Below are 12,916 nucleotides of genomic sequence, written 5' to 3'. Positions count from 1 at the left end.
CTGAGACGGCCGAGGGCCCGGACACCTGCTGGTGTCCGGGCCCTCGGCGTACTACCGCCTCACGGGTGGATCAGTCGCGCTGGGCGCCGGCCGGCAGCGGGCGCAGCTTGATCTTCTTGGCGGTGGGCTTGGCCCCGAAGCCGTAGTCGAGCAGCTTGGCCGCGTCGTTGTAGCGGTCGGTGCCGTTGAGCACCACGCCGATGTACGTCTTGGAGCCGCGGGTGGCGGCGAACACCAGGCACGGCCCGGCGGCGGTGCCGGTGCCGGTCTTCATGCCGACGGCGCCCGAGTAGGAGCCGAGCAGCTTGTTGGTGTTGTACCAGGTGTAGGTGCGGGTCTTGCCCGTGGAGGCGGTCGCCGCGGCCTTGTACGAGGTGGCCTTCACGACGTCGCGGAAGGTCTTGTTGTCGAAGGAGTGCCGGGCCAGCTTCGCCAGGTCCTCGGGGGTGGTGACGTTGTTGCCGCCACCGGAGATGCCGTCGAAGGAGTCGAACTTCGTCTTCGCCATCTTCAGCGACTTGGCCTTGGCGTTCATCTGGCCGATGAACTGCTTGGTGCGCTCGGCGGGGGTCTTGCCCTTGCCGAAGGTGTCGGCCAGCGCGTACGCGGCGTCGCAACCGGAGGGCAGCATCAGCCCGGAGAGCAGCTGGCGGACCGTCAGCTTGTCGCCGGTGCGCAGGTCCGCGGTGCTGGCACCCTCGCGGGTGACGTAGTCGCGGTACGCCTGCTTGACGGTCACCTTGCGGTTGAGGTCGACCTTGGGGGTGGTGAGGACCGTGATGGCGGTGGCGATCTTGGTGGTGCTCGCCATCTGCCGCGGGGTCGTCGCGGCCTTGCCGTAGACCGACGTGCCGGTGGCGTAGTCGATCAGGAAGCCGCCCTTGCCGGAGATGGCCGGAGCGGGCTTCGGCGCGGCCTTGGGGGCGGCCGTCGCGGGTGCGGCCAACGGCGAGGCGGTCAGCAGCAGTCCGCCGGCGAGCGCCACGGTGGCCGCGCGGCGCACGGCCTTCGTGGTCACTATCGTCGTGGTCTTCGAGGTCCTTGATGTCACGGGTGGTGCTCCGAGGAGTGGGGGTGATCCGTGGTCAGTCACGGGATGCCATGGGAAGTAGACGCCCATGGGGCCCGAAGGGATGCGCGGGCCGACATCGTTCGCCCGGACGGGTGAACGGCCGCGGGAACGAACGCGCGGGATGCGGAGGCCCGGGAGCGGGCCGCCCCGGCGGGCCGACGGCGAGGAGGCCCGGACACCTGACGTGGTGTCCGGGCCGCCGTGTGCTCCGTACGGGGACGGCCGGCGCCGTCAGTCGCGCTGGGCGCCCTTGGGCAGGGAGCGCAGCTTCATGGTCTTCGCGGTGCTGGAGCCGAAGCCGAAGTCGAGCAGCTTGGCGGCGTCGTTGTAGCGGTCGGTGCCGTTGAGCACGACGCCGGTGTAGGTCTTGCCGCCGCGGGTGGCCGCGAACACCAGGCAGGGTCCGGCGGCGGTGCCGGTGCCGGTCTTGATGCCGACGGCGCCCTGGTAGGAGCCGAGCAGCTTGTTGGTGTTGTACCAGGTGTAGGTGCGGGTGCCGCCGGTGGAGGTGGTCGCGGGGGTCTTGTACGTGGTGGCGCCGACCACCTCGCGCAGGACCGGGCTGCTGAACGCGTGCCGGGCCAGCTTGGCCAGGTCCTGCGGGGTGGTGAAGTTGTTCCCGGCCGCCGAGATGCCGTCGAAGGAGTCGAAGCTGGAGTTCACCATGGACAGCTGCTTGGCCTTGGCGTTCATCTTCCCGATGAACGAGGCGGTGCGGGCGGCGCTGGTGCTGCCGGTGCCGAAGGTGTCGGCGAGCGCGTAGGCCGCGTCGCAGCCGGAGGGCAGCATCAGGGCGGACAGAAGCTGGCGGACGGTCAGGACGTCCCCGGTGCGCAGGTCCGCGGTGCTGGCACCCTCGCGTACCACGTAGTCGCGGTACTCCTGCTTGATCGTCACCTTGCGGTTCAGGTCGACGCCGGGAGTGGTGAGGACGGTGATGGCGGTGGCCACCTTGGTGGTGCTGGCCATCTGGCGCCGGGTGGTGTTGGCCTTGCCGTACACCGCGGCGCCGGTGGCCTGGTCGACGAGGAAGCCGCCCTTGGCGGATATCGACGGTATGGGCTGGGCGGCGGCCTGGGCGGGTGCGGCGAGCGGGGAGACGGTCAGCAGCAGCCCACCGGTGAGAGCGACGGCCGCGGTGCGGCGCACGGACTTCTTGGTGACTGTCGTCGTGGTCAAGGAGATTCTCCGTGTAGTCGTGGGGCCCGTGGGTCGTTCACGGGTGTCTTGAGGAAGACACCCGGGAGGCGCGAATGGATGCACGGGACACCAGATGATCGCAGTCGCCTCGACGAGCCCCCCGGCCCCATCCCCACCCCCGGCCCCTTCTTCCCCCACCTCGCCCCGGCACCCCTTCCCGCCCCGGCACCCCTTCCCGCCCCGGCACTCCTTCCCGCCCCGGCACTCCTTCCCGCCCCGGCACCTCCGGGCAGCCCCCGGGCCCCGCCCGGCCTCCCTGTGGCGCCCGTCCTGCATCGTGGACGGAAGAAGCGGATGCACGGTACTTGTATCTAAGCTGTGTGCATGCCCGCCGCGCCCCCCACCTCCCCCGTGCCCCCGGCTCCCCCCGCCGCCGCCCGTGTCTACTCGCACGTCAAACAGGCCGTGCTGGACCGTCGCTACCAGGGCGGCACCCTGCTCACCGAGGGCGAGCTCGCCGAGGCGGTCGGGGTGTCCCGTACGCCGGTGCGCGAGGCGCTGCTGAAGCTGGAGATGGAAGGGCTGCTGAAGCTCTATCCGAAGAAGGGCGCCCTGGTGCTGGCGGTCTCCGCGCAGGAGATCGCCGATGTGGTGGAGACCCGGCTGCTGGTCGAGGAGTTCGCCGTGCGCAAGGCCGTCCCCGCGCCGGCCCGGCTGCTGGAGCGGCTGGAGGGGCTGCTGGCCGAGCAGCGCCGGGAGGCCGAGGGCGGCGACCTGGCGGCGGTGGCGGTCGCCGACCGGGCGTTCCACGCCGAGATCGTGCGGCACGCCGGGAACGAGATCCTTTCCCGGCTCTACGACCAGCTGCGCGACCGCCAACTGCGGATGGGCGTGGCCGTGATGGAGGCCCATCCGGACCGGGTCGCCAAGAACATCGCCGAGCACGCCGAGATCCTGGCCGCCCTGCGCGGCGGGGACGCCGACGGCGCGGCGCGCTCGGTGAACCGCCATGTCAGCCGGGTGCGGGTGCTGGTGCGGGGGGAGGACCGATGAGCGCGCCCTCCGGGACGGTGGCCGGCGACCCGCCCGGCGGCCGGCGCGCCGCCCTGGTCTGGGGCGTCGGGGTGGCCGTCTACTTCGTGGCGGTGATCTTCCGCACCTCGCTCGGGGTGGCCGGGCTGGACGCGGCCGAGCGCTTCGACGTGGGCGCCTCGGCGCTGTCCGCCTTCTCCATCCTCCAACTGCTGGTCTACGCGGGGATGCAGATACCCGTCGGCCTGATGGTGGACCGGCTCGGCACCAAGCGGGTGCTCACCTACGGGGTGGTGCTGTTCACCGTCGGCCAGCTGGGCTTCGCGCTCTCCCCCTCGTACGGGACGGCGCTGGCCGCGCGGGCGCTGCTCGGCTGCGGGGACGCGATGACCTTCATCTCGCTGCTGCGGCTGGGCACCCGTTGGTTCCCGGCCCGGCGGGGGCCGCTGATAGCGCAGATCGCCGCGCTGTTCGGGATGGCGGGCAACCTGGTCTCCACCATCGTGCTGTCCCGGCTGCTGGACGGGGTGGGCTGGACGAACGCGTTCGCCGGGAGCGCGCTGGCGGGCGTGCTGGTCCTCGTCCTCCTGCTGGTGTTCCTCAAGGACCATCCCGAGGGCTTCGAGCCCCCGCCGCCCTCCGGCGCCGGAGGGCGGTTCGTACGGCGGCAGATCAGCGCCTCCTGGGCCGAGCCCGGCACCCGGCTGGGGATGTGGGTGCACTTCACCACCCAGTTCCCCGCGATGGTGTTCCTGCTCCTGTGGGGGATGCCGTTCCTGGTGGAGGCGCAGGGGCTGGAGCGGGGCGCGGCCGGCGGGCTGCTGACCCTGGTGGTGGTCTCCAACATGGCGGTGGGCCTGGCGTACGGGCAGATCATCGCCCGCCACCACACGGCGCGGGCGCCCCTGGCGCTGGGCACGGTCGCGGCGACGGCGGCGCTGTGGGCGGCGGTGCTGCTCTGGCCGGGCGACCACGCGCCGATGGGGCTGCTGGTGGCGCTCTGCCTGGTGCTGGGCGCCTGCGGCCCGGCGTCCATGATCGGCTTCGACTTCGCCCGCCCGGCCAACCCCCAGGAGCGGCAGGGCACCGCCTCCGGGATCGTCAACATGGGCGGTTTCACGGCCTCGATGACCACCCTGCTGGCGGTCGGCGTGCTGCTGGACGCCACCGGTGACGACTACCGGATCGCGTTCGCCTCGGTCTTCGTGCTCCAGGCGCTCGGCGTCGCCCAGATCCTGCGGCTGCGGGCCCGCACGGTGCGGCGCGAGCGCGAGCGGCTGGTGGCCAGCCGGGTGGAGGCCGTCCACGTCCCCGCCTGAGGCCTGACGGCCTACGGGGTGACGGCGAAGTTCGCGAGGATGGCGTCGGCGAGCACGGGGTCGCCCTCCGCCTTCACCCGGTCGGCGACCGCCGCCGGACGCACCCGCCCGCAGGCCAGCCGCACATAGGTCTCCCAGTCCAGCGAGAGCGCCACCGCCGGGCCCAGCGAGGGGGCGCCGTCCACACTGCCGCGCCCGTCGGCGTCCACCCGTACCGTCCGCAGGAACTCCACCGGGCCGTGCACATCGATCACCACCGCGCTGTTCGGCGGGGCCCCGGCGTCCTTGGCGACCGTCTTGGGCAGCACCTCCAGGAAGATGTCCCGCGCCACCAGTGCCCCGGGGGAATCCAGGTTGCCCGGCACGCCCAGCGCGGCGCGCAGGTCCTGCTCATGCACCCAGAGGTCGAACGCCCGCATCCGGTACGCCACTTCCAGGGACTGCTCGGCGCCCAGCGGGGCCCGTACCCGGGTGTCGGGGGCGCGGGTCTCGTTCCGTATCTGGCGGGCCCGGCGGATCAGGGTGTACTCCAGCTCGGCGGTCATCTCCGGGCCGGTGTGGTGGCGCCGTACGTCGACCTGCACCTCCATGTAGCGCGCGAACTCGCTGCGGACGTGGAACAGGTCGCGGGGGAGGGTGTGGATGGGGCGCGGGTTGCCCAGCATCTCGTCCTCCATCCCGATGACGTGGGAGACGATGTCCCGCACCGACCAGCCGGGGCACGGGGTGGCGCGGTTCCACTCCCCTTCCACGAGCGGCTTCACCAGCTCGGATATCGCCTCGGTGGAGTGCGTCCAGGCGTCGGCGTAGGGCTGGAGAGTGGGATGGACGGTCACGTGACCCCTCGGGCGGTCGGTGCGCGGGCTGGGCTGGACTGCGGGCTGGGCTGGGCTGCGGGCGGTGCTGGGCCGGGCGGCTCTCCTGGGCTCCCGTCCGTTTAAGTTACGCTGCGGACAGGTACCCCGGCAGTGCTTTCGTCCGACGTTCCTGACGTCCGACGATCCTGACGCCTGATGATCGTAGGCCGAAGTCAGCGGCCCCAGTTGACCAGGACGGTGGTAATGTGCGCGCCTCGCTGATCCAGATCCGGGTGGACGACGCCGAGCCGGTGGCCGAGCGCCGCGCCCGCGCCGCCGAACTGATCGCCGAAGAGCGCGGTTCGGACCTGGTGGTGCTGCCCGAGCTGTGGCCGGTCGGCGCGTTCGCCTTCGACTCCTTCGCGTCCGCGGCCGAGGAGCTGGACGGCCCGACCCGCCAGGCGATGTCCGCGGCCGCCGCCGAGGCGGGGGTCTGGCTGCACGCCGGCAGCATCGTGGAGCGCGCCGCCGAGGGCCTGTTCAACACCTCCCTCGTCTTCGCCCCCTCCGGCGAGCTGGCCGCCGTCTACCGCAAGATCCACCGCTTCGGCTTCGACAAGGGCGAGGCGGTGCTGATGGCCGCCGGCGAGGAGCTGGTCACCGCCCCGGTCCCGGAGCTCCCGCTCGGCCTCGCCACCTGCTACGACCTGCGCTTCCCCGAGCTGTTCCGCGGCCTGGTGGACGCCGGCGCCCTCGCCTTCGCCATCCCGGCCGGCTGGCCCGAGGCCCGCCATGAGCACTGGACGGTGCTGGCCCGCGCCCGCGCCGTGGAGAACCAGGCCTACGTCCTGGCCTGCGGCACCGCCGGCACCCACGCCCGCACCCCCCAGGCCGGCCGCAGCCTGATCGTCGCCCCCTCCGGCGAACTCCTCGCCGAAGCCGCCGGCGCCGACGAACTCGTCCTCCGCGCCGAGCTGGACCCCAAGGAGGCCACCACCCTCCGCGACCGCTTCCCGGCCCTGAAGGACCGCCGACTGGGGGTGGCGGTGCCGGAGCCCGGCGCCATCGGCTGAGGCCCGGATCACGGCGTACGCCCGTTTCGTCCCATCGAGGCGGGTACCCGAGGGGTATGGACACGCAGGATGGTGGACGACGCGATGACCGTACGGGGCCGGAGGCCGGTCCCGTCGCCGATTCTCCTGACACAGCCGTGCTCGACCGGCCGGTGGCGGTGTGCCGGGAGGTCGAGGGGCGGGTGCGGTGGTGCCGGCCGGCGGTGGTGGACGGGGGAGTGGACCGGGGTGGCGGCGAGGCGACCGGGCAGCACCGGGTCGTCATCGTGCGGGGTGAGGACTGACCGCCCTCACGGCAGGAGCAGGTGGCGCCAGCGGGTGAACTGCTCGGCGGGTTCGCCGGTGTAGGACCAGGGGACATAGGCGGCGCGCGGGCCGAGCAGGGCGAACAGAGCGCGGGCGCGGTCCGTCAGACCGGCGTGGCAGGTGGCGTGGGCCAGGTAGTTGAGGGGCTCGACCTCCTCGGGGCGTACCGGGCCCGAGGGGCGGGCGTCCAGCCAGCGCGTGCAAGTGCGCAGCGCCTCCGTGGCGGCCAGTTCGTGTTTCCAGTGCTGGTCGAAGCCGCGTACCGGGGCCCGGCCGCGGGAGGCGTCGGCCACATGGCGGTACTCCTCCACCCGGGCGATCTGCACCAGCACCGGCAGCGGTGAGCCGGGCGGCGCCGCCCCGGCCGCGTCCCGGGCGAAGTCGTACATCGCGCCATGGGTGCCGTGCCAGCGCGCCGAGCGGTAGCGCAGCACCTGGACGTGCCCCTCCAGGTTGTCCGGGTCCCGCCGCCGCAACTCGTCCCACCAGGCGCGCAGTTCCGCCCGCCCCACCCCGCCCTGGTACAGCCGGGCCACCGTCAGCAGCGACACCCAGGGCATCGGGTCCGCGGGCCGGGCGTCGGCGGCGACCAGGCAGGTCATCACCGTGGTGTCCAGCCGCCCCCGGTCCACCACGGCCCCGCGCCCGGCGGCTATCGCCGCGTCGAAGACCCGCACCACCTCGGTGGCCGCGCGCAGCACCGCCGCGTCCGGGTCGTCCGGCTCGGCCGCCCACCAGGCCTCCACCGCGCCGCTGGCGGCCGCGGCGTGCGCCAGCAGCCGGAGCCGCTGGGTCCTGGCCGGCCAGGCGGGGCCGGTGGCGCGCAGCAGGTCGCGCACGCCCTGCCAGCGGCCGATGACGATGTCGTGGCGGGCCTCGGTGAGCGCCCGGTCGCCGAAGTCCCGGTCGAACTCGGGTGTGAAGCGCGCGGCGCGGCGGCTGCGGCGTACGGCCATGCGGCCACCCCCCTCCCAGTTGTCGGTTGCCGGTTGCCGAACGGCCGTCAGAAGTCGGTGGCCAGGGTCTCCGGGGAGCCGTCCGCGCCGCCGCGGCCGTCCTGGCGCGGTACGCCGTAGGGCGCCGCGGCGGCCAGCGCGCGGGCCGCGTCGAGCGGGGCCGGGCGGTAGTAGGGGCTGCCCCGGCGCCAGTACCAGGCCATCGGGACGAGCCCGGCGAGCAGCCCGCCGAGGCCGATGGCGACCGCGATGGTGGGGAGCGCGCCCAGCGACTCGAAGAAGACCCAGAGCATGAACGCCGCGCCCAGCAGCGGCCACACCCCGCCGAGCAGCAGTTCGCGCGGGGAGGTCAGCAGGGTGCGGCGGTAGGCGACCACGGCCGCGATGCCGGCCAGCCCGTAGTAGAAGGCGACCAGCAGGCCCATGGCCCGTACCGCCTCGGCAACGATGTCGGCGACCGAGCCGAGGGCGCTTGCGGCGGCGAACAGCACCAGCGCCACCGCCCCGACCGCCCCGATGGCGATGTGCGGGGTGTTCCAGCGGCGGTGCACCGCGCCCAGACCGGACGGCATGGTGCGGTCCCGGCCCATCGCGAAGAGCGAGCGGGTGACCTGGATGAGGGTGGTCTCCAGGGTGGCCACCGTGGACAGCATCACGGCCACCACCAGCAGTTTCCCGCCGATCCCGGGCCATACCGCGTCACCGAGCAGCACCAGGACGTCCGCCCCGCCGCTGGTCACCTTCCCCGAGGCCAGCACCACGTTGACCGCCACGGTGAACGCCTCGAAGATCAGGAAGACCACGGCGAGCCCGGTCAGCGCGGCCAGTCCGGCGGTGCGCCGGCTGTCGCGGGTCTCCTCGCTGAGGTTGCTGGTGACATCCCAGCCCCAGAAGTAGAACGCGGCCACCAGCGCGCCCGAGGCGAAGCCGCCCGCCCCGTCGAAGTGCCCGAAGCCGAACCAGGACCAGTCGAAGGCGGCGGCCGCGCCCCGGTGCAGCACCACCCCGCCGATGAACAGCAGCAGGATCGCCAGTTCCACGCCGGTCATGAGGAGTTGGGCCCGTACGGTGAGCCGGGCCCCGCCCAGCACCACCAGCAGCATCACCAGGAACCAGCCCGCGCCGACCATCGCGGCCAGCCCGGTGCGGGAGGCCAGTGCCGGGTCGAACAGGGCGAGGGTGAGCTGACCGGCCGGCAGCGATCCGGCCACCATGAACAGGGTCGCGGCCACCACCAGCGCCCAGCCGCACAGGAAGCCGAGCGAGGGGTGCAGGGTGCGGCCGACCCAGGAGTAGGCGGCGCCCGCGTTGATGTCGATGCGGCCGAGCCTGCTGTACGCCAGGACGATCCCCAGCATGGGTATCGCGCAGTAGAGCAGCGCGGCGGGCGCCGCGACCCCGACCGCGCCGACCAGCACCGCGGTGGTGGCGGCGAGCGAGTAGGCGGGCGCGCTGCCCGCCACGGCCATGACGACGGTGTCGAAGGTGCCGAGGGCGTTCGGCTGGAGCCCGCGGGCGGAGCGGGGCGCGGCCCGGCGGCCCCTGCGCGGCGCGGGGGCCGGGGTGCGGTGGTCGGAGGTCCGGCGGGACATCCTGCGGGAGGGAGCGCGCATCGCTGTTGTCCTCGGGTGGCACGGCGTACGGCGGTGGACGGCGGACCGCCCCGCGCGGGCACGGCGGCGGCGGTCACCACGGGCACGCGGGGTCGTGCGCATCGTAGTGGCCGTAGGGGGCGCGCGGGGGGTTCGCGCCATACCGCTACCCGGATCGTTGCCGAGCCCGGCCGCACAGGTGGCGAGCCTGGCCGCACAGGTGGAAACGGGCACGGAACGGCGGCGGTACGCGACGGAAGGGCCCGGGTCCGCTGCCCGTACCGGCGGCTCGGTGGATCCGGGTCCGCTGCCTGTACCGGCGGCCCGGTGGGTCCGGGTCCGCTTCCCCGTACGGGCGGTTCGGTGGATCCGGGTCCGCTTCCCGTACCGGCGGCTCGGTGGGTCCGGGTCCGCTTCCCGTACCGGCGGCTCGGGCGCCCGGTCGCCGCGCTGATCCACTTGCCGGGCGGCCGGGCCCGGTGTGCTCTGGAGGGACGGTGACGGAAGGAGTCCCGCCATGGCCACACACGCTTCGGTGCCCCAGCGGCTGGCACGGCACCGCCGGATCAAGGAGGAGCGGCGGCGGCGCCATCTGTGGGTGGTCCTGCCGATCTCGCTCGCCGTCTTCTACGGCTTCTACGCGCAGTTCATCGACCGCGGCGGCGAGGGCCCGGTCACCGGCGCCCAGGCCGTGCTGGGCGCGGTCAGCGGCATCGTCTTCGGTGCGCTGTGCCTGCTCCTCGGCGCCGTCCAGCACCGGCTGCCGCGTGAGCTGCGGGCCGCCGCGTACGGCGCGGTGACCGGCCTCGGCGTCGGCTGGCTGCACAGCCTGACCAGGGAGAGCGTGCTGACCTCGATCGTGATCGCGCTCCTGGTCGCGGCGGCGACCGCGGTGGCGGTGAACTACGCGTTCTACGTGCACGAGGCGCCGCCCAAGCCGTCCCCGGCCGAGCGCCGGGCGGCCGCCGAGGCCCCGCCGGTGATCGTGGAGTCCCGCCCGGTACGGCGGGTCTGATCCCGTACATCCGTACAGACATACGAACGTACGGATGTACGGGTAGCGGTGGGCGGGCGGCGGCCGGAGACTGGGAGCACCCACGCCCCCGCACGCCCGCCGCCGCCGCACCAGGGAACCGCGCCGATGACGACCACGGACACGGACACGACATCGGGCCCGGCCACGGACCCGCCCGCCATCGAGACCCACCAGCTGGTCAAGGTCTTCGGCACCAACCGGGCCGTCGACGGCATCGACCTGCGCGTGCCCGCCGGCACCGTCTACGGGGTGCTCGGCCCCAACGGCGCCGGCAAGACCACCGCCGTGCGGATGCTGGCCACCCTGCTGCGGCCGGACGGCGGCGAGGCCCGGGTGTTCGGCAAGGACGTGGTGCGGGACGCCGACGCGGTGCGCGCCCGGGTCAGCCTCACCGGGCAGTACGCCTCGGTGGACGAGGACCTCACCGGCGCCGAGAACCTGCTGCTGCTCGGGCGGCTGCTCGGACATGGCAAGGCGGCCGCCCGGCAGCGCGCGGCGGAGCTGCTGGAGGCGTTCGGGCTGGCGGACGCGGCCGGGCGGCAGGTCAAGAACTACTCGGGCGGGATGCGGCGCCGGATCGACATCGCCGCCTCCATCCTCAACACCCCCGACCTGCTCTTCCTGGACGAGCCCACCACCGGGCTCGACCCGCGCAGCCGCAACCAGGTCTGGGACATCGTGCGCGCGGTCGTCGCCCAGGGCACCACGGTGCTGCTGACCACCCAGTACCTGGACGAGGCCGATCAACTGGCCGCCCGGATCGCGGTGATCGACCACGGCAAGGTCATCGCCGAGGGTACCAAGGGCGAGCTGAAGGCGTCGGTGGGCTCGGGCTCGGTGCACGTACGCCTGCGGGAGGCCGGGCAGCGGCCGGCGGCGGAGCGGGTGCTCACCTCCGTACTGGACGCGACCGTCACCCTGGACCCCGACCCGGTGGCGCTCACCGCCACCGTGGACGGCCGGGCCAGCGAGCTGGGCGCCGCCGAGGAGGCGGCCAGGGCGCTGGCCGAGCTGGCCCGGGCCGGGATCGCGGTGGACAACTTCGCGCTGGGCCAGCCGAGCCTGGACGAGGTCTTCCTCGCCCTCACCGACCGCCGCACGGGCGACGGGCGGGACGGCGCCGGGCCGGACGGCAGGGGGCCGGACGGTGGGGGGCCGGACGGTGGGGACGGCACGCGGGTGGACGACCCGACCGAGAGGACGACGGCCCGATGAGCACCAGCACGACCACCAAGGCCTCGGGGCCGGCCGAGGACACCGCCTTCACCGCGCCCCGCGCCGAGGACCTGGCCGCGCTGCTGGTGTCGGCCCGGCGGCCGCCGCGCCCCAGCGCCCTGTCGGCCTCGCTGACCTTCGGCTGGCGGGCCATGCTGAAGATCAAGCACGTGCCGGAGCAGCTCTTCGACGTGACCGCGTTCCCGATCATGATGGTGCTGATGTACACGTACCTCTTCGGAGGTGCGCTGGCCGGATCGGTCGACCGGTATGTGCAGTTCCTGCTCCCGGGCATCCTCACCATGAGCGTGGTGATGATCACCATGTACACCGGGGTGGCGGTCAACACCGACATCCAGAAGGGCGTCTTCGACCGCTTCCGCACCCTGCCGATCTGGCGGCCCGCGCCGATGGTCGGTTATCTGCTGGGCGATGTGGTCCGCTATGTGATCGCGTCCGTGGTGATGCTGGCGGTGGGGATGGCGATCGGCTACCGGCCGGAGGGCGGGGTCCTCGGGGTGCTGGCCGGGGTGGCGCTGCTGCTGGTCTTCTGCTTCGCCTTCTCCTGGATCTGGACCATGTTCGGGCTGCTGCTGCGCACCGAGAAGTCGGTGATGGGCGTCAGCATGATGGTGATCTTCCCGCTGACCTTCCTGAGCAACGTCTTCGTGGACCCGAGGACCATGCCGGGCTGGTTGCAGGCCTTTGTGAACAACAGCCCGGTGACCCATGTGGCGAGCGCGGTGCGGCGGCTGATGGCGGGCGAGTGGCCGGCCGCCGACATCGCCTGGTCGCTGGGGTGGGCGGCGCTGTTCGTGGTCGTCTTCGGGACGGTGACGATGCGGCTCTACAACCGCAAGTAGGGCGTCCACGGCGGCGGGTGCCCACCCCCGGCTCCCGTCTCAGGCAGGCTTCGCCACGTCCCCGCGTACCACCACGACCGGGCAGGGCGCGTGCTGGGCGACATGGGTGCTGACCGAGCCGAGCAGCGCGGCGCGCACCCCGCTGTAGCCGCGGTCGCCCACCACCAGCAGGTCCGCGCCCTCGGCGAGCTCGGTGAGCACCTGCGGGGGGTGCCCCGCGACGATCCGCCGGACCACGCCCGCCGCGGTGGGCCCGCCCAGGGCGGCGGCCAGGGCCTCGTCCAGCTCCTTGCGGGCCAGCTGCTCGGGGTCGTAGTCGTCGGGGAGCGCGGGCGCGGTGGGGCCCATTCCGGTGGTGAGCCCGGCCCAGGCGCTGGGCGGGTACTCCCAGCAGATCACCGCCTCCAGCGCGGCGCCGGTCAGCCGGGCCTGGCCCGCCGCCCACACCAGGGCCTTCCGGGCCGGTTCGGAGCCGTCGACGCCCACCACGATCCGGTTCGCCGCCATGGCCACCA

At 73.5% G+C, this 12,916-nt stretch carries 13 protein-coding genes; 7 read left to right on the top strand and 6 right to left on the bottom strand.

Annotated elements, in window-relative coordinates; translation table 11 throughout:
* Positions 1 to 70: 70 nt before the first annotated feature.
* On the bottom strand, positions 71 to 1,003 hold the full coding sequence (locus tag M1O15_RS01985) for a D-alanyl-D-alanine carboxypeptidase family protein (RefSeq protein WP_248631683.1): 933 nt from the start codon (positions 1,001 to 1,003) through the stop codon (positions 71 to 73).
* Between the two features lie 300 nt (positions 1,004 to 1,303).
* Entirely contained in the window at positions 1,304 to 2,251 is a 948-nt protein-coding gene (locus tag M1O15_RS01980; RefSeq protein ID WP_282576161.1) for a D-alanyl-D-alanine carboxypeptidase family protein, read from the bottom strand.
* Positions 2,252 to 2,596: 345 nt separating this feature from the next.
* Between M1O15_RS01980 and M1O15_RS01975 the strand changes: the two genes are divergently transcribed.
* On the top strand, positions 2,597 to 3,265 hold the full coding sequence (locus M1O15_RS01975) for a GntR family transcriptional regulator (protein ID WP_248631401.1): 669 nt from the start codon (positions 2,597 to 2,599) through the stop codon (positions 3,263 to 3,265).
* Positions 3,262 to 4,563, top strand: a complete 1,302-nt coding sequence (locus tag M1O15_RS01970) for an MFS transporter (protein WP_248631400.1) — start codon at positions 3,262 to 3,264, stop codon at positions 4,561 to 4,563. Before M1O15_RS01975 ends, M1O15_RS01970 begins: the two co-directional genes overlap by 4 nt.
* Before the next feature lie 11 nt (positions 4,564 to 4,574).
* On the opposite strand, the gene M1O15_RS01965 is transcribed toward M1O15_RS01970, so the two are convergent.
* A complete protein-coding gene (locus M1O15_RS01965) occupies positions 4,575 to 5,399 on the bottom strand; it encodes a maleylpyruvate isomerase family mycothiol-dependent enzyme (protein WP_248631399.1) in 825 nt (274 codons plus the stop codon).
* Between the two features lie 227 nt (positions 5,400 to 5,626).
* On the opposite strand from M1O15_RS01965, the gene M1O15_RS01960 reads away from it, so the two are divergent.
* Together M1O15_RS01960 and M1O15_RS01955 are read left to right on the top strand one after the other, a co-directional pair.
* Positions 5,627 to 6,433 (top strand): nitrilase-related carbon-nitrogen hydrolase, encoded by an 807-nt coding sequence (locus M1O15_RS01960; protein WP_248631398.1) that lies wholly within the window; start codon positions 5,627 to 5,629, stop codon positions 6,431 to 6,433.
* A gap of 56 nt (positions 6,434 to 6,489) precedes the next feature.
* On the top strand, positions 6,490 to 6,717 hold the full coding sequence (locus M1O15_RS01955) for a hypothetical protein (RefSeq protein ID WP_248631397.1): 228 nt from the start codon (positions 6,490 to 6,492) through the stop codon (positions 6,715 to 6,717).
* A gap of 6 nt (positions 6,718 to 6,723) precedes the next feature.
* Here the strand turns inward: M1O15_RS01955 and M1O15_RS01950 are convergent, their stop codons facing one another.
* Positions 6,724 to 7,695 (bottom strand): hypothetical protein, encoded by a 972-nt coding sequence (locus tag M1O15_RS01950; RefSeq protein WP_248631396.1) that lies wholly within the window; start codon positions 7,693 to 7,695, stop codon positions 6,724 to 6,726.
* 47 nt (positions 7,696 to 7,742) lie between these two features.
* Positions 7,743 to 9,308 (bottom strand): APC family permease, encoded by a 1,566-nt coding sequence (locus M1O15_RS01945; protein WP_282576160.1) that lies wholly within the window; start codon positions 9,306 to 9,308, stop codon positions 7,743 to 7,745.
* Positions 9,309 to 9,804: 496 nt separating this feature from the next.
* Here M1O15_RS01945 and M1O15_RS01940 point away from each other — a divergent pair, with 496 nt between their 5' ends.
* The 3 genes from M1O15_RS01940 to M1O15_RS01930 all read left to right on the top strand — a co-directional run bounded on the left by M1O15_RS01940 (position 9,805) and on the right by M1O15_RS01930 (position 12,401).
* Entirely contained in the window at positions 9,805 to 10,302 is a 498-nt protein-coding gene (locus tag M1O15_RS01940; RefSeq protein WP_248631395.1) for a hypothetical protein, read from the top strand.
* 126 nt (positions 10,303 to 10,428) lie between these two features.
* Positions 10,429 to 11,538 (top strand): ATP-binding cassette domain-containing protein, encoded by a 1,110-nt coding sequence (locus M1O15_RS01935; RefSeq protein WP_248631394.1) that lies wholly within the window; start codon positions 10,429 to 10,431, stop codon positions 11,536 to 11,538.
* Entirely contained in the window at positions 11,535 to 12,401 is an 867-nt protein-coding gene (locus tag M1O15_RS01930) for an ABC transporter permease (protein ID WP_248631393.1), read from the top strand. Before M1O15_RS01935 ends, M1O15_RS01930 begins: the two co-directional genes overlap by 4 nt.
* A 39-nt stretch (positions 12,402 to 12,440) precedes the next feature.
* Here the strand turns inward: M1O15_RS01930 and M1O15_RS01925 are convergent, their stop codons facing one another.
* Positions 12,441 to 12,908, bottom strand: a complete 468-nt coding sequence (locus M1O15_RS01925; protein WP_248631392.1) for a universal stress protein — start codon at positions 12,906 to 12,908, stop codon at positions 12,441 to 12,443.
* Between the last annotated feature and the right edge of the window lie 8 nt (positions 12,909 to 12,916).

This window comes from Streptomyces lichenis, from assembly GCF_023218175.1.
Lineage (GTDB): Bacteria > Actinomycetota > Actinomycetes > Streptomycetales > Streptomycetaceae > Streptomyces > Streptomyces lichenis.
This window is presented reverse-complemented; position numbering and strand designations above follow the sequence as displayed.

Excerpts from the sequence above, each read along its gene's own strand:
- M1O15_RS01975 (WP_248631401.1), top strand. The coding sequence starts at position 2,597 with ATGCCCGCCGCGCCCCCCACCTCCCCCGTGCCCCCGGCTCCCCCCGCC.
- M1O15_RS01970 (WP_248631400.1), top strand. The coding sequence starts at position 3,262 with ATGAGCGCGCCCTCCGGGACGGTGGCCGGCGACCCGCCCGGCGGCCGG.
- M1O15_RS01955 (WP_248631397.1), top strand. The coding sequence starts at position 6,490 with ATGGACACGCAGGATGGTGGACGACGCGATGACCGTACGGGGCCGGAG.
- M1O15_RS01950 (WP_248631396.1), bottom strand. The coding sequence starts at position 7,695 with ATGGCCGTACGCCGCAGCCGCCGCGCCGCGCGCTTCACACCCGAGTTC.
- M1O15_RS01945 (WP_282576160.1), bottom strand. The coding sequence starts at position 9,308 with ATGCGCGCTCCCTCCCGCAGGATGTCCCGCCGGACCTCCGACCACCGC.
- M1O15_RS01940 (WP_248631395.1), top strand. The coding sequence starts at position 9,805 with ATGGCCACACACGCTTCGGTGCCCCAGCGGCTGGCACGGCACCGCCGG.
- M1O15_RS01935 (WP_248631394.1), top strand. The coding sequence starts at position 10,429 with ATGACGACCACGGACACGGACACGACATCGGGCCCGGCCACGGACCCG.
- M1O15_RS01930 (WP_248631393.1), top strand. The coding sequence starts at position 11,535 with ATGAGCACCAGCACGACCACCAAGGCCTCGGGGCCGGCCGAGGACACC.
- M1O15_RS01925 (WP_248631392.1), bottom strand. The coding sequence starts at position 12,908 with ATGGCGGCGAACCGGATCGTGGTGGGCGTCGACGGCTCCGAACCGGCC.